Source organism: Nissabacter archeti (assembly GCF_018257325.1).
Lineage (GTDB): Bacteria > Pseudomonadota > Gammaproteobacteria > Enterobacterales > Enterobacteriaceae > Chimaeribacter > Chimaeribacter arupi.
In genome coordinates, this window is record NZ_JAERKB010000012.1 from 135,514 (window position 1) to 152,762 (window position 17,249).

General features: G+C 56.7%; 18 protein-coding genes and 1 other RNA gene. 12 read left to right on the forward strand and 7 right to left on the reverse strand.

Features of this window, described 5'->3' with window-relative positions; genetic code table 11:
* The first annotated feature begins 162 nt into the window (after positions 1-162).
* Positions 163-1,818, forward strand: a complete 1,656-nt coding sequence (nadB, locus tag JK232_RS17245) for an L-aspartate oxidase (protein ID WP_101829063.1) — start codon at positions 163-165, stop codon at positions 1,816-1,818.
* Here the strand turns inward: nadB and trmN are convergent.
* Positions 1,793-2,539: a tRNA(1)(Val) (adenine(37)-N(6))-methyltransferase TrmN gene (gene trmN, locus JK232_RS17250; protein ID WP_241506097.1), complete on the reverse strand. Its 747-nt coding sequence runs from the start codon at positions 2,537-2,539 to the stop codon at positions 1,793-1,795. The genes nadB and trmN overlap by 26 nt on opposite strands.
* A 165-nt stretch (positions 2,540-2,704) precedes the next feature.
* Between trmN and srmB the strand changes: the two genes are divergently transcribed.
* Positions 2,705-4,027 (forward strand): ATP-dependent RNA helicase SrmB, encoded by a 1,323-nt coding sequence (gene srmB / locus JK232_RS17255; RefSeq protein WP_072930170.1) that lies wholly within the window; start codon positions 2,705-2,707, stop codon positions 4,025-4,027.
* Positions 4,028-4,090: 63 nt separating this feature from the next.
* Here srmB and grcA read toward each other — a convergent pair whose 3' ends face one another.
* Positions 4,091-4,474: an autonomous glycyl radical cofactor GrcA gene (gene grcA / locus JK232_RS17260; RefSeq protein WP_072930169.1), complete on the reverse strand. Its 384-nt coding sequence runs from the start codon at positions 4,472-4,474 to the stop codon at positions 4,091-4,093.
* 340 nt (positions 4,475-4,814) lie between these two features.
* On the opposite strand from grcA, the gene ung reads away from it, so the two are divergent.
* Complete coding sequence (gene ung, locus JK232_RS17265) at positions 4,815-5,504, forward strand: uracil-DNA glycosylase (RefSeq protein ID WP_212589444.1); 690 nt, start codon at positions 4,815-4,817, stop codon at positions 5,502-5,504.
* 52 nt (positions 5,505-5,556) lie between these two features.
* On the opposite strand, the gene grpE is transcribed toward ung, so the two are convergent.
* Positions 5,557-6,144, reverse strand: coding sequence for a nucleotide exchange factor GrpE (grpE, locus tag JK232_RS17270; RefSeq protein WP_072930164.1), 588 nt, complete (start codon positions 6,142-6,144; stop codon positions 5,557-5,559).
* 123 nt (positions 6,145-6,267) lie between these two features.
* Between grpE and nadK the strand changes: the two genes are divergently transcribed.
* The 3 genes from nadK (at position 6,268) to bamE (ending at position 9,354) form a co-directional block, all read left to right on the forward strand.
* A complete protein-coding gene (gene nadK / locus JK232_RS17275) occupies positions 6,268-7,146 on the forward strand; it encodes an NAD(+) kinase (RefSeq protein WP_072930162.1) in 879 nt (292 codons plus the stop codon).
* Positions 7,147-7,232: 86 nt separating this feature from the next.
* Complete coding sequence (gene recN / locus JK232_RS17280) at positions 7,233-8,894, forward strand: DNA repair protein RecN (RefSeq protein WP_072930160.1); 1,662 nt, start codon at positions 7,233-7,235, stop codon at positions 8,892-8,894.
* A gap of 112 nt (positions 8,895-9,006) precedes the next feature.
* A complete protein-coding gene (gene bamE, locus JK232_RS17285) occupies positions 9,007-9,354 on the forward strand; it encodes an outer membrane protein assembly factor BamE (protein ID WP_072930158.1) in 348 nt (115 codons plus the stop codon).
* Between the two features lie 67 nt (positions 9,355-9,421).
* Here bamE and JK232_RS17290 read toward each other — a convergent pair whose 3' ends face one another.
* Both JK232_RS17290 and JK232_RS17295 read right to left on the reverse strand, forming a co-directional pair.
* A complete protein-coding gene (locus JK232_RS17290; protein ID WP_101829066.1) occupies positions 9,422-9,706 on the reverse strand; it encodes an RnfH family protein in 285 nt (94 codons plus the stop codon).
* Positions 9,699-10,133 carry a type II toxin-antitoxin system RatA family toxin gene (locus JK232_RS17295; RefSeq protein WP_072930155.1) on the reverse strand — a complete coding sequence of 145 codons (435 nt, stop codon included), beginning with the start codon at positions 10,131-10,133 and terminating at the stop codon, positions 9,699-9,701. Before JK232_RS17295 ends, JK232_RS17290 begins: the two co-directional genes overlap by 8 nt.
* Before the next feature lie 159 nt (positions 10,134-10,292).
* Here JK232_RS17295 and smpB point away from each other — a divergent pair, with 159 nt between their 5' ends.
* On the forward strand, positions 10,293-10,775 hold the full coding sequence (smpB, locus tag JK232_RS17300) for an SsrA-binding protein SmpB (protein WP_072930154.1): 483 nt from the start codon (positions 10,293-10,295) through the stop codon (positions 10,773-10,775).
* Between the two features lie 49 nt (positions 10,776-10,824).
* Positions 10,825-11,189: a transfer-messenger RNA gene (gene ssrA, locus JK232_RS17305) on the forward strand.
* Positions 11,190-11,332: 143 nt separating this feature from the next.
* On the opposite strand, the gene phnX is transcribed toward ssrA, so the two are convergent.
* Both phnX and phnW read right to left on the reverse strand, forming a co-directional pair.
* Complete coding sequence (gene phnX, locus JK232_RS17310) at positions 11,333-12,142, reverse strand: phosphonoacetaldehyde hydrolase (protein WP_101829079.1); 810 nt, start codon at positions 12,140-12,142, stop codon at positions 11,333-11,335.
* Positions 12,143-12,151: 9 nt separating this feature from the next.
* Entirely contained in the window at positions 12,152-13,255 is a 1,104-nt protein-coding gene (gene phnW, locus JK232_RS17315) for a 2-aminoethylphosphonate--pyruvate transaminase (RefSeq protein WP_212589445.1), read from the reverse strand.
* A 134-nt stretch (positions 13,256-13,389) separates the two neighbouring features.
* Here phnW and phnR point away from each other — a divergent pair, with 134 nt between their 5' ends.
* The 4 genes from phnR (at position 13,390) to phnU (ending at position 17,249) form a co-directional block, all read left to right on the forward strand.
* Entirely contained in the window at positions 13,390-14,109 is a 720-nt protein-coding gene (gene phnR, locus JK232_RS17320; protein ID WP_072930151.1) for a phosphonate utilization transcriptional regulator PhnR, read from the forward strand.
* A gap of 140 nt (positions 14,110-14,249) precedes the next feature.
* Entirely contained in the window at positions 14,250-15,263 is a 1,014-nt protein-coding gene (phnS, locus tag JK232_RS17325; protein WP_101834557.1) for a 2-aminoethylphosphonate ABC transporter substrate-binding protein, read from the forward strand.
* Positions 15,264-15,268: 5 nt separating this feature from the next.
* On the forward strand, positions 15,269-16,387 hold the full coding sequence (phnT, locus tag JK232_RS17330) for a 2-aminoethylphosphonate ABC transport system ATP-binding subunit PhnT (RefSeq protein WP_212589446.1): 1,119 nt from the start codon (positions 15,269-15,271) through the stop codon (positions 16,385-16,387).
* Positions 16,380-17,249 (forward strand): 2-aminoethylphosphonate ABC transporter permease subunit, encoded by an 870-nt coding sequence (gene phnU / locus JK232_RS17335; protein ID WP_101829081.1) that lies wholly within the window; start codon positions 16,380-16,382, stop codon positions 17,247-17,249. Before phnT ends, phnU begins: the two co-directional genes overlap by 8 nt.

Here is a 17,249-nt window from a genome sequence, read left to right on the forward strand (position 1 = left end):
CCATCATCTTTTTTCCTGAGCAAGCACCTGCTTGGAGTTTACACGGTACGCAGAGTTCCGCATTGTCTCTGTTTTTTCTGTTGGCACCTCAAGCACGTGGCTTTTGCCCGAGCAAGTAGGCTAACATGATTTCCACTCTTCTTCTGCACAACATCATACGCTATGTCATCTCCTTCTGAACATGTCAGCGACGTCCTGATTATCGGCAGTGGTGCGGCGGGGCTCTCCCTGGCGCTGCGTCTGGCAGAGCATTGCCGCGTTACCTTACTCAGTAAAGGCCCGCTCCGCGAAGGGGCAACACTCTATGCGCAAGGCGGCATCGCTGCCGTATTTGATGAGGCCGACAGCATCGCGTCGCACGTTGAAGACACCCTGGTGGCCGGGGCCGGGTTGTGTGACCGGCAGGCGGTGGAATTTATTGCCGGCAATGCCCGCCACTGTGTGCAATGGCTGATTGATCAGGGTGTCTGTTTTGATACCGAGGCGGATGCCGCCGGCGATGCCCGTTATCACCTTACCCGTGAGGGCGGCCACAGCCACCGGCGCATCCTGCATGCGGCCGATGCCACCGGCAAGGCAGTAGAAACCACGCTGGTGGCGAAAGCAAGTTCACACCCCAATATTTGCGTACTGGAACGGCATAACGCGATTGACCTGATTACCGCCGCCAAAGCCGGGCTGGCCGGGCCGGAACGCGTCGTGGGGGCTTACGTCTGGAACCGTGACAGCGAATCAGTCATGACATTCCGCGCCGGGGCAGTGGTGCTGGCAACCGGCGGGGCCGCCAAGGTTTATCAGTATACCACGAACCCGGATATCTCCTCCGGCGACGGTATCGCGATGGCCTGGCGGGCGGGCTGCCGGGTGGCCAACCTGGAGTTCAACCAGTTCCACCCTACCTGCCTGTTCCACCCGCAAGCGCGTAACTACCTGCTGACAGAAGCCTTGCGCGGTGAAGGGGCCCACCTGATACGGCCCGACGGCAGCCGTTTCATGCCGGAAATTGATCCGCGTGCTGAGCTTGCCCCACGCGATATTGTGGCCCGCGCGATTGACCATGAGATGAAACGGCTCGGTGCCGACTGTATGTATCTCGACATCAGCCATAAACCGGCTGAATTCATTCTCCAGCACTTCCCCACTATCCATGAGAAGTTGCTGTCGCTGGGGATAGACCTCACGCGTGAGCCGATTCCGGTTGTTCCGGCGGCACATTACACCTGTGGCGGGGTAATGGTTAACCACCAGGGGCGGACCGATCTCGACGGGTTGTATGCGATTGGCGAAGTGAGTTACACCGGGCTGCACGGTGCCAACCGGATGGCCTCCAACTCTTTACTGGAGTGCCTGGTGTATGGCTGGTCGGCGGCCGAAGATATCCTGGCGCGCCTGCCGCAGATCCCTTTGCCTGATGCCCTGCCCGCCTGGGATGAGAGCCTGGTGGACAATGCCGATGAGCAGGTGGTTATCCAGCATAACTGGCATGAGCTGCGGCTGTTTATGTGGGATTACGTGGGCATTGTGCGCACCACCAAACGGCTGGAACGCGCCCTGCGGCGCATCATGCTGCTTCAGCAGGAGATTGATGAATACTATGCGCGTTTCCGCATCTCGAATAACCTGCTGGAGCTGCGCAACCTGGTGCTGGTCGCGGAGCTGATTGTCCGCAGCGCCCTGCTGCGCAAAGAGAGCCGGGGGCTACATTATACCCTCGACTATCCGGAGCAGCAGGCTGAACCGGTGCCGACCGTGCTCTGCCCGGCGTCTGCGGGGAAAGCGGCCGGTGAACATATCAATAAAACAGATAGAAATCGGTAATCATCTGGCGGAAGGCGGCACTGTAGCTGCCGTTTTCATCGCGCAGTGCCAGCTCGTCCTGTTGCAGGGCCACGGGTGAGCGAGCCAACGACAGCAACATACGGTGCAGCGGTTTGCCCGGCCGGTCACGGATTACCACCTGCTGCGCCGGGTACCAGCCTCCCGCCTGCGCAGTGGCGATAAAGCGTTCGCCAATCTCATACGGCAGCACCACACAAAACCGGCCCCCCTCGTCCAGCAAGGCGGCAGCGCAGGCCAGCAGGGCGTCGTGGCTCAGCGTGCCGGTATAACGCGCCTGGGTCCTTGCCGCATCCCGGCAGGCCACTGCCGGTTCAAAATAGGGCGGGTTGCTGACGATCAAGGCGTAGCGGGCGGCTGCGTCACGCGCCACCTGATGAACATCGCTCGCCAGCACGCTGATCCTGTCAGCCCACGGCGACGCGCCGGCATTTTCCCGTGCCTGCGCGGCGGCCTCTGCATCCAGCTCCACGGCATCAATCCGGCAGGCTGGTGAGGCACGTTGTGCCAGCATTAACGCAATCAGCCCACTGCCCGTGCCGATGTCCAGAATACGTCCGGCATTGTCCACGGGTGCCCAGGCACCGAGCAGCACGCCGTCAGTGCCGACTTTCATTGCACAGCGATCGTGGGCCACAAAAAATTGTTTGAAGGTGAAACCGTTGCGGCGCAAGGCGGGAGCGGGGGTTGATTCGGTAGTCACAGGTTCTTCCAGGTCAGATCCAGGGGCGCCTTATTCAGGCGCAGCACGACAAAACCTGCGTAGCATAGGATAATCGTTAACAGAGTAAAAGCGCCACCCGCGGCTTAAATAGGTGAAGAACGCGTCTAACCCGTCTATAATCGGCGCCCCACGTAGAGGTAGACCATGACAGCAACCACTTTTTCCGAACTCGATCTAGACGAACGCCTGCTCGACGCCTTGCGCGACAAAGGCTATGACCGCCCCACCGCAATTCAGGCTGCGGCGATCCCGCCTGCTATGGAAGGCCGTGACGTTCTGGGTTCGGCACCCACCGGCACCGGCAAGACGGCCGCATTTCTGCTGCCGGTCATGCAGCATCTGCTCGATTTCCCGCGCCGGAAATCCGGCCCGCCGCGCATTTTAATTGTGACGCCAACCCGCGAACTGGCCATGCAGGTCGCCGATCAGGCACGTGAGCTGGCGGCCCACGCGTCACTGGATATCGCCACCATTACCGGCGGTGTCGCGTACATGAACCACGCCGAAGTGTTCAGCGAGAATCAGGACATCGTGGTCGCGACCACCGGCCGTCTGCTGCAATATATTAAGGAAGAGAATTTCGACTGCCGCGCAGTAGAAACGCTGATCCTGGATGAAGCAGACCGTATGCTGGACATGGGCTTCGCCGAAGACATCGAAAAAATCGCCGGCGAAACGCGCTGGAGAAAACAGACCATGTTGTTCTCCGCCACGCTGGAAGGCGACGCGATCCGCGACTTTGCCGAGCGCCTGTTGCAGGACCCGGTCGAAATCGAGGCGGACCCGTCACGCCGCGAACGCAAAAAAATTCTGCAATGGTACTACCGGGCCGATAACCTGGCGCACAAAACCGCCCTGCTCTGCCACCTGCTGAAACAGCCGGATGTGCAGAAGTCGATTGTGTTTGTCCGCACCCGCGACCGGGTACATGAAATGGTGACCTGGCTGCGTGAAGCCGGCATCAACTCCTGTTACCTCGAAGGCGAAATGGTGCAGGCCAAACGCAATGAGGCGGTAAAACGCATGACGGACGGGCGCGTCAATGTGCTGGTTGCCACCGATGTGGCGGCGCGCGGGCTGGACATCAATGATGTCAGCCACGTGTTTAACTTTGACCTGCCGCGCACGGCGGATACCTACCTGCACCGTATCGGCCGCACCGGCCGCGCGGGCCGCAAAGGCTGCGCCATCTCCCTGGTGGAAGCGCACGATCACCTGCTGCTGGGTAAAATCGGCCGTTATCTCAACGAGCCGCTGAAACCGCGCGTGATTGATGAACTGCGCCCGACCAGCAAAGCGCCGAGCGAGAAGAGTAACGGCAAGCCGTCGAAGAAAGTGCTGGCGAAACGCGAAGCGGATAAAAAGCAGGCGAAAGCCAAGCCAAAAGTCAAAGTGCGCCATCGCGACGCCAAAAATGTCGGCAAACGCCGCCAGCCAAAGGCTGAAACCGGCACACCGGGCGAATAATACGTGGGATAGAGAAAGGGGAGCTGCGGCTCCCCTTTTTTATGCTGTGTGCAGGAAAAGGTTTTACAGGCTTTCGGTAAAGGTACGGGCGATCACGTCGCGCTGTTGTTCCGGCGTCAACGAGTTAAAGCGCACGGCGTAACCGGAGACACGGATGGTCAGTTGCGGATATTTTTCCGGATGCTCCACCGCGTCCAGCAGCGTTTCACGGCGCAGCACGTTGACGTTCAGATGCTGGCCGCCCTCAACACGCACCGTCGGCTGCACATCTACCGGCACTTCACGATACTCAATCTGGCCCAGTTCCCGCAGGGGAACGATCTGGTCTTCCTGATACGCCGCTTTGGCACAGAGGCAGCGTGCCTCCTCTTTTTCGCTGTCCAGCAGCCAGAAAGAGTTCACCAGCGCCTCATTATTGGCCTGAGTAATTTGAATACCTGTAATCATACTTTCCTCCATAAGGCAGCGGTACGCCACCCTGATAAGTGACCGGCGGTGTTACCCAGGTAAAACCGCACCTTCTCATCCCTGTATACCAGCGCAAAAACCGCTCTTCTTTGATTAAAATCAAAAACATCACCTCTGCATCATGAGCTGTTAAAGCAAGTTTTTGTTTTTAATCAAAATAGACGTCTCAATGATTTACAAGAATTTTGTAAATTATCAATTAATTTTGAAATGATACGGGAGACAGCGGACCGCGCAGCCATTTCCCCCGTTTTACTGGTAAGCGGATGCAGGTACTCTATAGTCATCAGATTATCTGCAAAAACAAAGGAGAGCGTTAATGCCCACTTCACTCACCTGGCATGACGTGATTGGCCAGGAAAAAGAGCAGCCCTATTTTCAGGAAACCCTGGCATTTGTGGCGGCTGAACGCGCCGCCGGCAAGACCGTGTACCCGCCGCAAAAAGAGGTGTTCAACGCGTTCCGCTTCACTGAGCTGAACGATGTGCGGGTCGTGATTCTGGGGCAAGACCCTTACCACGGGCCAAATCAGGCGCATGGCCTGGCGTTTTCTGTGCGGCCGGGCGTTGCCGTTCCCCCTTCGCTGGTGAACATCTATAAAGAGCTGGAGAGTGATATCCCAGGCTTTCAACGGCCGCCGCATGGCTGCCTGCAAAGTTGGGCTGAGCAGGGGGTGATGCTGCTCAATACCGTGTTAACGGTAGAACGCGGCCAGGCCCATTCTCACGCCCGTCTGGGTTTGGAAAGGTTCACCGACAGTGTGATTGGCGCCATTAATGAGCATCGTGAAGGCGTGGTATTTTTGCTCTGGGGTTCACATGCCCAGAAGAAAGGGAGTTTCATCGACACCCAGCGCCATCATGTGCTGAAAGCGCCGCACCCGTCCCCACTCTCCGCGCACCGCGGTTTTCTGGGGTGCCGCCATTTTTCCCAGGCCAACGCGTTGCTGGAAAAGCAGGGGCTGCCACCGATTGACTGGACGCCGGTGCTGCCGCAAAACCTCGACTGACCGGCCATCCCGGCAATAAAAAAGGCACCCGCAGGTGCCTTTTTCGTCTCAATTACGCTTTGGCTTTTGAAACGGCAACCATCGCCGGGCGCAGCAGGCGGCCATTCAGCGTATAGCCCTTCTGCATCACCATCATGACATGGTTCGGCTCATGCTCCCCGGACTCCATCAGGGTCATTGCCTGATGCACTTCCGGGTTAAACGGCACATTGGTGTCACCCACTACTTCGATACCAAACTTGCGTACGGAATCCAGCAGAGATTTCAGCGTCAGTTCCACGCCTTCAATCATTGATGCCAGCTCACTGTTGGATTTATCCGCCAGATCCAGCGCGCGCTCCAGGTTATCGATAACCGGCAGCAGTTCGCCGGCAAATTTTTCCAGGGCAAATTTATGGGCTTTTTCAACGTCCAGTTCAGAACGGCGACGAATGTTCTCCGCCTCTGCCTTCGCGCGCAGCAGGCTTTCACGCTCGCGTTGCTGTACATCTTTTAACTGCGCTTCAAGTTCAGCAATACGGGCGTCACGCGGATCGACGTCGTCTGCCGTCTCGGCTCCAGCTTCCGCGTGCAGTTCCTGATCTTTTTCCATTTCATCCGAGACTTGCTCGTTTGCTGTGTTCTGTTCTTTACTACTCATGAAATTCTCCGCGTTTTAGCATTACACTTGCTAGTTCGCTTATTATGGGGATCAAAACCCGGGTTTCAAGGGAACCGTTCACAATGTGTGGGACAAAACCCCATACTGAGGACAAGTGAGACAATGAGTAATAAATTTGAGCGTATCGGCATCGTCGGCCATCCGCGCCATCCCTCTGCGCTGGCCACGCACGAAATGCTGTACCACTGGCTGCGCAGCAAGGGCTATGACGTCATTCTTGAGCGTCAGGTCGCGCGTGAGCTGAAACTGGAAGAGGCTGCTACCGGCACGCTGGCGGAGATTGGGCAACAGGCCGATCTGGCGGTGGTGGTGGGCGGCGACGGCAATATGCTCGGCGCAGCGCGCGTGCTGGCGCGTTATGACATCAAAGTAATTGGCGTAAACCGCGGCAATCTCGGCTTTCTGACCGACCTCGATCCGGACAATGCCCAGCAGCAGCTCGCCGATGTGCTGGAGGGCCATTACCTGGATGAGCAGCGCTTCCTGCTGGAAGCCCAGGTCAGGGGCCGCAATGGCCATAGCCGGATCGGCACCGCGATTAATGAAGTGGTGTTGCACCCCGGCAAAGTGGCGCACATGATCGAATTTGAGGTCTACATTGATGACCGCTTCGCATTTTCCCAACGTTCGGACGGCCTGATCATCTCCACGCCAACCGGCTCCACCGCCTATTCCCTCTCCGGTGGCGGCCCGATCCTGACCCCAACGCTTGACGCCATTGCGCTGGTGCCGATGTTCCCGCATACCCTGTCAGCGCGCCCGCTGGTGATCAACAGCAGCAGCACGATCCACCTGAAATTTTCGCAAATCAGCAGCGATCTGGAGATCAGCTGCGACAGCCAGATTGCCCTGCCCATCCAGGAGGGAGAAGAGGTGATGATCCGCCGCAGCGCCTTCCACCTGAATTTAATCCACCCTAAAGACTACAGCTATTTCAACACATTGAGCACCAAACTCGGCTGGTCAAAAAAATTGTTCTGAAAAGCGCATTCCCTACTTTACTGGATATAATTCCAGATTATACTGTACGCAATTACAGCTCTGTAGTTATGTACAGGAAGGTGGCTATGCTGGCTCAACTCACTATCAGTAACTTTGCAATTGTCCGTGAGCTGGACATTGATTTTCAGACAGGAATGACCGCAATCACCGGTGAAACCGGTGCAGGTAAGTCGATTGCAATTGATGCGCTGGGCCTGTGCCTGGGTAGCCGCGCGGATGGCAGCATGGTGCGTAACGGCGCGGCCCGTGCCGATCTGTGTGCCCGCTTTACCCTGGCCGATACCCCTTCCGCTCGTGACTGGCTGGCCGAAAACCAACTGGATGAAGGCAGTGAATGCCTGTTACGCCGTACTATCGGTGCCGATGGCCGCTCCCGCGGTTTTATCAACGGTACGCCGGTGCCCCTCTCCCAGCTGCGTGAGCTGGGCCAGCATCTCATCCAGATCCACGGCCAGCACGCGCATCAGCTGCTGCTGCGCCCGGAGCACCAGAAATCGTTGCTGGATGCCTACGCGGACGAGCCGCTGCTGCTGGCCTCCATGCGCAGTGCCTACCAGGAATGGCACCAGAGCTGCCGCGCCCTGGCGCAACATCAACAACTGATGAGCGAGCGTGAATCCCGCCGCCAGCTGCTACACTACCAACTGAAAGAGCTGAACGAATTCTCACCGGTTATGGGCGAGTATGAGCAAATTGACAGTGAGTACAAACGCCTGGCCAACAGCGGGCAACTGCTCTCGCTGAGCCAGCAGACGCTCTATCTTCTGGCAGACGGCGATGACCAGAACATTCTCAGCCAGCTCTACACCGCGAAAAACCAGCTGGGCGAACTGGCAGAACTCGATGAGAAAATGGGAGAGCTGCTTTCCATGCTGGAAGAAGCCTCTATCCAGATCAGTGAAGCCAGTGATGAATTGCGTCATTACAGCCAGCGTCTGGACCTTGACCCAAACCGCCTGTATGAGCTGGAACAACGCCTGTCACGCCAGCTGTCGCTGGCACGCAAGCACCGTGTTTCGCCGGAAGAGTTGCCGCTGCTCTACCAGCAATTGCTGGATGAACAACAGGCGCTGGACGATCAGGAAAACAGTCAGGCAGAGCTGAGCGAGGCGGTAACCCGCCATCACCGCAAAGCGGCCGGGATTGCCGCCCAGTTGAGTGAAAAACGCCGTGCCTATGCGGATGAACTCACTACCCTGATTACCCAGAGTATGCAGGCGCTCTCTATGCCGCACGGTAAATTCCAGATCAACATTCATTTTAATCCGGAACACCTGAGCGCAGAGGGAGCGGACCAGATTGAATTCCAGGTCACGACCAACCCTGGCCAACCGTTGCAGGCGTTGGCTAAAGTGGCATCCGGGGGTGAGCTCTCGCGTATTGCGCTGGCTATCCAGGTGATTACCGCCCGTAAGATGGATACCCCGGCCCTGATCTTCGATGAAGTAGATGTGGGTATCAGTGGCCCGACGGCTGCCATTGTCGGCAAGCTGCTGCGCCAGTTGGGCGAATCTGCCCAGGTGATGTGTGTGACCCACCTGCCGCAGGTCGCGGGCTGTGGGCACCAGCACTACTTCGTCAGTAAACAAACCGATGGTGAAGCGACGGAAACCACAATGGTGCGGCTGGATAAACGCGCCCGTCTGCAAGAATTGGCCCGCCTGCTGGGCGGCAGTGAAGTCACGCGGAACACGCTGGCCAACGCCAAAGAGTTGCTGGCTGCATAGAAAAGTTAACTTTTTTACTTTCCTGTGGTCATACAGGGGCCCCGTAAAGGTTCCCAACTGCCGTAAGGTTTATTATTATCGGCATCTTATGCCCTAAAGGAATGTGATTACTATGCGCTGTAAATTGCTGACTGCCGCCGCTGTGGTTCTTGTGATGCTAACCGCAGGCTGTTCAACACTGGAAAAGGTGGTTTACCGGCCTGACATCAATCAGGGGAACTACTTGTCTCCCGCTGACGTCGCCAAGGTTCATACCGGCATGACTAAGCAGCAAGTGGCTTATGTTTTGGGTACGCCGATGTTGCAAGACCCATTCGGGAATAACACCTGGTTCTATGTTTTCCGTCAGCAACCAGGGCATGAAGATGTCTCACAACAGACACTGACACTGACCTTTGACAGCAATGGCGTTCTGACCAACATGGATAACAAAGCCACACTGACAGGCCAGAAAGACTGACAGTGGCCAATCAGGCTATCATGGTTGTCCCATGCTGAAGATGATAAAAAAGGTGCCATTTGGCACCTTATTTTTTTGCCCGCTCTGCGCGCTGGCGGCGAAGCTCTTTGGGGTCAGCTATCAGTGGCCGGTAAATTTCAACCCGATCCCCGTCGCTGACGCTGTCCGCCAGTTTGACCGGCCGGCTATAGATGCCGACTTTATTGACGGCCAAATCTATCTCCGTGCGTTGTTCCAGAATGCCGGACGCCATAATAGCCTGCTCTACACTGCTGCCCTCTTCCAGCGTCACGCTGCGAAGGTACTGGCGTTCCGGCAGGGCATACACCACCTCGACACGGATCTCAGGCACTGTAGACCTCTTTGGCGCGTTGCGTAAATGCCTGAACCATGCTGCCCGCCAACTCTTTAAAGACCCGGCCAAACGCCAGTTCAATCAGTTTGTTAGTGAACTCAAAATCCAGGTTAAACTCGATCTTGCAGGCTTCCGGGCTGAGTGGGATAAAATGCCATCCCCCCATCAGCTTGCGGAAAGGCCCATCAACCAGGTGCATCTTAATGCTTTGGTTACTGGAGAGCAGATTGCGTGTGGTAAAGGTTTTGCTGATGCCCGCTTTCGCAACGTCGACGGCCGCCATCATCTCGGTCGGTCCCTCGGCCAATACCCGGCTACCGGTGCAGCCTGGCAAAAATTCCGGATAGGAATTAACATCGTTTACCAACTGGTACATTTGCTCAGCGCTGAAGGGCACCAACGCAGAACGGCTGATCTGAGGCATATCATTTCCTGTGTGTCTAAAACGTACAGATAATAACATTTATCTGCCCTGTGACAAAAAACTGCTTACCCTGAAAAGCTCAGATGAGCATAAAAAGGCTAAGCGCTTCTGGCCTAAGGCATTTCATTCGCCACACCATGCGGTATAATAACGACCACTATGACTAAGAAAAAAGCACATAAACCCGGTTCCGCGACCATTGCGATGAACAAGCGCGCCCGCCACGAATACTTCATCGAAGAAGAGATCGAGGCCGGTCTTGCTTTGCAAGGATGGGAAGTTAAATCGCTGCGTGCTGGTAAAGCCAACCTCAGTGACAGCTACGTCGTTTTCCGCGATGGCGAAGCGTTTCTGTTTGGTGCCACCATTACGCCGCTCAACGTTGCCTCCTCACATGTGGTGTGTGAACCTATGCGCACCCGTAAATTGCTGCTTAACCGCAAAGAGCTGAGTTCTCTGTTCGGTGCGGTAAACCGCGATGGGTACACCATTGTGGCGCTGTCTCTTTACTGGAAAAACGCCTGGACGAAAGTCAAAATCGGCCTGGCTAAAGGTAAAAAAGAGCACGATAAGCGCGAAGACACGCGCGCGCGTGAGTGGCAGGTAGACAAAGCCCGTATCATGAAAAATGCAAACCGTTAAGTGACTGGCGTTGCATGGTAAAGTTCTGGTATACTTACCGATAGTACTTGGGGCTGATTCTGGATTCGACGGGATTTGCGAAACCCAAGGTGCATGCCGAGGTGCGGTAGGCCTCGCTAAAAAACCGCAAAAAAATAGTCGCAAACGACGAAAACTACGCTTTAGCAGCTTAATAACCTGCTGAGAGCCCTCTCTCCCTAGCCTCCGCTCTTAGGACGGGGATCAAGAGAGGTCAAACCCAAAAGAGATCGCGTGGAGACCTAGCTTGGGGTTGAAGCGTTAAAACGAATCAAGCTAGTTTGTTAGTGGCGTGTCCATCCGCAGCTGACAGGCGAATGTAAAGATTGGACTAAGCATGTAGTACCGACGGCGTAGTAATTTCGGACGGGGGTTCAAATCCCCCCAGCTCCACCAAATAAGTGTCCGGTTATCACCAGATAAGGCCGGAAACAGTGAGAAAGCCGCAGCCCGCAAGGGTTCGCGGCTTTTTTATTGCCTGTGATTTGCGTCTCCCAGTGAGCTATTGCGCTCCCCAAGTCAACCGGCCCTGTCCTGTTTTACGGGCGTTCGCCCTGTTGTAACCGTGCATTGATCTGCTCAATGACTGCCGGCAATTCTGCCAGTGTATCAATGATGTAGTGCGCCCCGGCGGCCCGTAACTTGTCTGCTGCCCGGTTACGGCGACGCTCAACCTCTGCCGCGTCCATCTGCTGAAACGCCTCCCAGGTCGCACCAAATTCATTGCCGGACACCGACACGCCGACACTCCACATGCCCGCACGCAACCCCTCTTCAATGCCGGGAACGGCATCGTCGACTTTTATGCAGTGAGACACTGACTCAATCCCCAAGGCGATGACATTCTGCAAGGCCATCCAGGGCCCTGGGCGTGCGCCTGCGGCGAGGTCATCAGCGGCCACCCAATAATCCGGCGCATACCCTGCCGCTGCGGCAGCTGGAACGAGCCGCTCCATCACCGGGCGCGGGTAGCCGGAGCACGAACCAATCTTGATGCCCTGTGAACGCAGGTGGCTGATGACCTCCACAACACCGGCAATCGGTTCTGCAAAATCAACCACTTTGGCGATCTGCAACGGCATAAAGGTGTCATACAGCGCATCGACATCCTCCCTGCTCATTGCACGCCCTACTTTGTCCTGCCAGCGCGCGTCTACTGAAGGCAGTTTGCCCAGCGCCTCAATGTGCTGCCATTTGCCCAACCCCATCGGAATGCGGGCCTCTTCAAGGGTGATCTCTACCCCAAAAGCCTGGCGAAAAGCCTCGACAAAAATCTGCGTTGGCGCGAAGGAGCCAAAATCGACGGTGGTTCCGGCCCAATCGAGCACTACAGCACTGATACGTTGCATAGGATGTCCTTATTTTTGCCAGTACATGGCGTTTTCGATAGCCGCAAGCAGCCGGATGATGTCCGCCTCATACACTTCGCCGATATTACCGATCCGGAAACAATCACTCTGCGACACTTTGCCGGGGTAGATCACGAAGCCCTGCGCTTTCAGGCGCTGATAAAATTCACTGAAGCGATACGCGGGATGATGCGGGGAATAGAAAGCAGTGATGACAGGCGAATGCAGCATGTCTTCAAGCAGTGTCTTAAAGCCCAGCTTACGCATTCCGGCGACCAGCGTGCGCTGATTGGTGCAGTAACGCGCATAACGGGCCGTAATGCCGCCTTCTGCTGCCAGTTCTTTCAAGGCCTGGGCGAAGGCCAGTACGGTGTGCGTCGGCGAGGTAAAACGCCATTTACCCTGGTGATCCTCCATACAGCGCCACTGTGCGTACAGATCCAGAGAGAGCGATCGCGAGCGGCCTCTGCACGCCTCCAGCGCCGGCCGGCGGGCAATCACAAAACCAAACCCCGGCACGCCCTGAATGCATTTATTGGCGGAGCTGATCAGAAAATCGATATTGAGCTCAGCCATATCAAAAGGAATACCGCCGAAGCTGCTCATGGCATCAACAATGAACACCTTACCGTAGCGTTGTGCCAGCCCCGCCACTTCCGCCACCGGGTTCAGCATTCCGGTAGTGGTTTCGCAATGCACCATGGCAATGTGCGTAATGCCGGCATCGTCACGCAGGATATTTTCCATATCAGCCACATCCGGGCGATGAACCTCCCCACAGTCGTAAACGTGGTAAGCAATACCCATCAGCGATGCCATTTCCGCCATGCGCGCCCCATAGGCACCGTTGCTGACAATCAGCACCTTATCGGTAGCGGCAACCGCGCTGCCCAGCACCGCCTCCACGGCATAACTGCCGCTGCCCTGAAGCAATACGGAGGTGTAGCCCGGTGCCTGGGTCGCGAGCGACACCAGTTGCTGCCGGATGGTCTGTACCACGTCGAGATTGTAGTCATCATCCCAGGTGCAGCTGTCAAACAACATAGCTTCCTTGACCGTACGGGAAGTCGTCAGCGGGCCGGGCGTCAATAAAAGAGAGTGTCGGGGGTTCATGTTTTCACCATTGGTCTATACCAGATTTTCATTATTAGTGATCTGGTTTTGACGTAACAAGGGGAAATCGGCCTTGCAACAAAAAATTCATCTGGGCATGTATAATGGCATGTCAAAAATTGCAGCGAGCCAGCATGAAATCGTTAACCACGGATATTCCGCAATATCTGCTTATTAAGGCTGAACTTCAGGCCCGCATTCAGAGCGGCGCACTGAAAACAGGGGATAAATTGCCGTCAGAGCGTGAGCTTTGCGCCATTTTTACCACCACGCGAACCACTATCCGCGAGAGCCTGGCGCAGCTGGAAGCCAGCGGGGTGATCTACCGTTCCGATCGGCGTGGCTGGTTTGTTACCCCTGCCCGGCTATGGCTTGATCCCACGCAGAACACGAACTTCCATAAACTCTGTCTGGAACAGGGGCGTGAGCCGAAGACCGTGTTGCTGAACGGGCGCCTGACCACCGTACCGCTGGACGTTATGAAACCCCTTGAATTACAGCCGTTTGATCAGGTCTACCTGCTGGCGCGCCTGCGCTATGCTGATGGCCGGGCGATTTGCTATTGTGAAAACCACTGTTTGCCGGCCAGAGTGCCCGAACTGCTGCGCCACGATCTTAACGGCAGCCTGACGGAGGTTTACCAGACCCATTACGGCCTGACCTACACCAGTATGCACCTGACGTTTTTCCCTACTTCCGTACCGGCACACGCGGCGGCGGCATTGGGCATTATGGAAGGTTTACCGGCACTGCAATTAAGCCGCCTTAATTACGATCAGCATGGCCGCGTATTGGATTACGACATCGAATACTGGCGTCACGACAGCCTGCGTATTGAAGTCACCACCCATTAATTTTGCCCGGCCCCCTACCCTGTTCAGCCATGACCAGGGCTTTTTTTGCCTGTTTCATTGTTTTGTCACATAAAGCCATTAGCGTAAAAAGCTCTTCTGGTACAGTCCAGATGCCCTTTTTGCTCTGATGAGGCTGATAAATGAAACGTTCACGACTTGCCCTGCTTACTGTTATTGCTGTTGCATCAAGCCCGGCCTGGGCAGACTCCGTAGTGACTGTTTACTCTGCTGATGGGCTGCACAGTGGGGAGAACAGCTGGTATAAGGCCGAATTTGAGGCGTTCACGCAGGCAACCGGCATTGCCGTGCGCTATGTCGAGGGCGGTTCCGGCGCCATTGTGGAACGCCTGGCAAAAGAGCGCAGCAATCCGCAGGCTGATGTGCTGGTCACAGTGCCGCCGTTTATTCAGCGTGCCGCAGGCGGGAACCTGCTGGCTTCGTTTACGCCTGATGCCGCCGCCCATATCCCCGGCACCACGGCGCACTATGCCCCACTGGTGAACAACTACCTCAGCTTCATCTACAACGCCAAACTGTTGAAAACCCCGCCGGCCAGCTGGAATGACCTGCTCGACAGCCGCTACAAAAACAAATTGCAGTACTCCACACCGGGCCAGGCAGGCGACGGCACCGCCGTTATGCTGCAGGCATTCCACAGTTTCGGCGGCAAAGAGGCCGGTTTTGACTACCTGGGCAAACTGCAGGCCAACAATGTCGGCCCTTCTGCCTCTACCGGCAAGCTGACGGCCCTGGTCAATAAAGGCGAGCTGTATGTCGCCAATGGTGATCTGCAAATGAACCTGGCACAGAAAGCCCAGAACCCGAACATCAATGTTTTCTGGCCCGCCAATGCCAAAGGTGAGCGCAGCGCACTGGCGCTGCCTTATGTGATTGGCCTGGTGCAGAATGCGCCGCAACAGGAAAACGGTAAAAAGCTGATCAACTTCCTGCTGGATAAGGCGGCGCAAACGCAGGTGAGTTCATTGGCCTGGGGCATGCCGGTACGCAATGACATCACCCCGTCCGACAGCCATTACCAACAGGCGAAAGCGGCGCTGGAGGGGGTAAACATCTGGCAGCCGGAATGGGACACCGTGGCGAAAACCCTCCCGGCGGACATTGCCCGCTGGCATCAGGTCACCGACAGCGAGTAAGCGATATGTTGATGAAAACCGCCTTACCCGCCCCTGGGGCAGTCACGAACACGTCGGGCATCGTGCTGGATAATCTGCGGGTGCAGTATCAGCATCAGGTGGTGCTGAAACCGTTGTCCCTGACCATTGAACCCGGCGAAGTGCTGGCATTAATTGGCCCGTCCGGCTCGGGCAAGACCACGGTGCTTCGCGCCATTGCCGGGTTTATCCCACCGGCAGGCGGCCGTATTTTGATGGGCGGGCATGACATCACCTCGCTGCCGCCCTATAAGCGCGGCCTTGGGATGGTGGTGCAAAACTATGCGCTGTTCCCCCACCTGACCGTAGAAGAGAATGTCGCGTTTGGCCTGCGCGCGCAGAAACAGCCGAAGCCCTTGATTAATGCCGGGGTTCAGCAGGCGTTGAAAAGCGTCGGGATGGCTGATTTTGCAACGCGTTACCCGCACCAGCTTTCCGGCGGCCAGCAACAGCGCGTGGCGATTGCCCGCGCGATCGCCACCAAACCGCAGGTGCTGCTGCTCGATGAGCCGCTGTCAGCCCTGGATGCGCAAATCCGCCATGCGATGGTTGAAGAGATTGCGCGCCTGCACCGTGAATTGCCGGAGATGACCATTCTCTACGTCACGCACGACCAAACCGAGGCGCTGACGCTGGCCGATAAGATCGGCATCATGAAAGACGGCGTGATAGTGGCGTATGGCAAAACGCATTCACTTTATCAATACCCGCCTAACCGCTTTGCGGCCGAATTCCTGGGGCGCGCCAATATCCTGGGGGCGACGCTGCTTTCACAGGATCCTGACGAGGGGGATGTGTCCGTCAGCTGTGGCGGCACCCTGGTCAACGCCACCCTGCTGGGCGACATGCGCAGCCGCCATAAATTGCTGTGCGTACGCCCGCAACACATCACGCTGCATCAGCGGACCGCACGCAGCAACCGCTTCCATGCCACTTTAACCGCGCTGCACTGGCAGGGGGATTTAACCCACCTGTTGTGTGATGTGGCAGGTGAAACGGTGCGTGTGGTGCTCACCCAGCTCTCGCCGCTGCCGAAAGCGGGCGACCGTTTATCGCTGTGGTTTGAGCCGGAAGATGCGATGGTGCTTGAGGTGGGCCATGTCTGAGAACATCACGCTTGCGCGCCCGGCCATGGCGCGGGCGTCGCTGAAACGCCATGCCTGGCTGCTGTTGCCGCTGCTGGTATTGGCGACGCTGTTTTTCTATCCGCTGCTGCTGATTGTGCAACAGGCGCTGCAGGATGAGAGTGGCCGGGCGGGCGTGGGCACCTTCCTGCAGGTGTTTGAATCGCGGCGCTTTGTGAGTGCGCTATGCAATACGTTGCAGATTGCGCTGTTCACCACGCTGGGCTGCGTGATCCTCGGCAGTGTGATGTCACTGATTCTGGTGTTTATCCCGTTCACCGGCAGCCGTTTTATCAGCCTGATCATTGATACTTTTATTGCGCTGCCGACATTTCTGATCACGCTGGCCTTCACGTTCATCTACGGATCGGCCGGCCTGGTTAACGGCGGGCTGATGACCTTTTTTGATTTCGACTTACCGCCGGTGGATTTCCTCTATTCGATGCCGGGCGTGATTCTGGCCGAAATCACCGTGTTCACACCGTTGGTAATGCGTCCGCTGATGGCATCACTGCGCCAGCTTGACCGCGGGTTGCTGGAAGCGGCCAGTGTGTTGGGCGCCCCGCCGTTACGGGTGGTCACCCAGGTGATTTTCCCGGCTGCGCGCCCCGCCCTGTTGGCAGGCGGCAGTTTATGCCTGCTGCTGGCGACGAATGAGTTCGGCATTGTGCTGTTTATCGGCGCGAAAGGGGTCAATACCCTGCCGATGATGGTCTACAGCAAAGCGATCCTCGAGTCGGATTACACGGCCGCATGCGCGATTGCGGTCATTAATGTCTTGCTGTCGCTGGGCCTATTTATGCTGTACCGCCTGGCGCTTTCCCGTACTGAAAAAAGGAGCTGA

Bases quoted from the DNA above. Each gene is read 5' to 3' on its own strand.
- grpE (WP_072930164.1), bottom strand. From the start codon at position 6,144: ATGAGTAGTAAAGAACAGAACACAGCAAACGAGCAAGTCTCGGATGAA.
- phnW (WP_212589445.1), bottom strand. From the start codon at position 13,255: ATGAACCCCCGACACTCTCTTTTATTGACGCCCGGCCCGCTGACGACT.
- nadB (WP_101829063.1), top strand. From the start codon at position 163: ATGTCATCTCCTTCTGAACATGTCAGCGACGTCCTGATTATCGGCAGT.
- JK232_RS17295 (WP_072930155.1), bottom strand. From the start codon at position 10,133: ATGCCTCAGATCAGCCGTTCTGCGTTGGTGCCCTTCAGCGCTGAGCAA.
- recN (WP_072930160.1), top strand. From the start codon at position 7,233: ATGCTGGCTCAACTCACTATCAGTAACTTTGCAATTGTCCGTGAGCTG.
- phnX (WP_101829079.1), bottom strand. From the start codon at position 12,142: ATGCAACGTATCAGTGCTGTAGTGCTCGATTGGGCCGGAACCACCGTC.
- phnU (WP_101829081.1), top strand. From the start codon at position 16,380: ATGTCTGAGAACATCACGCTTGCGCGCCCGGCCATGGCGCGGGCGTCG.
- smpB (WP_072930154.1), top strand. From the start codon at position 10,293: ATGACTAAGAAAAAAGCACATAAACCCGGTTCCGCGACCATTGCGATG.
- srmB (WP_072930170.1), top strand. From the start codon at position 2,705: ATGACAGCAACCACTTTTTCCGAACTCGATCTAGACGAACGCCTGCTC.
- ung (WP_212589444.1), top strand. From the start codon at position 4,815: ATGCCCACTTCACTCACCTGGCATGACGTGATTGGCCAGGAAAAAGAG.
- phnR (WP_072930151.1), top strand. From the start codon at position 13,390: ATGAAATCGTTAACCACGGATATTCCGCAATATCTGCTTATTAAGGCT.
- phnS (WP_101834557.1), top strand. From the start codon at position 14,250: ATGAAACGTTCACGACTTGCCCTGCTTACTGTTATTGCTGTTGCATCA.
- phnT (WP_212589446.1), top strand. From the start codon at position 15,269: ATGTTGATGAAAACCGCCTTACCCGCCCCTGGGGCAGTCACGAACACG.
- bamE (WP_072930158.1), top strand. From the start codon at position 9,007: ATGCGCTGTAAATTGCTGACTGCCGCCGCTGTGGTTCTTGTGATGCTA.
- nadK (WP_072930162.1), top strand. From the start codon at position 6,268: ATGAGTAATAAATTTGAGCGTATCGGCATCGTCGGCCATCCGCGCCAT.
- grcA (WP_072930169.1), bottom strand. From the start codon at position 4,474: ATGATTACAGGTATTCAAATTACTCAGGCCAATAATGAGGCGCTGGTG.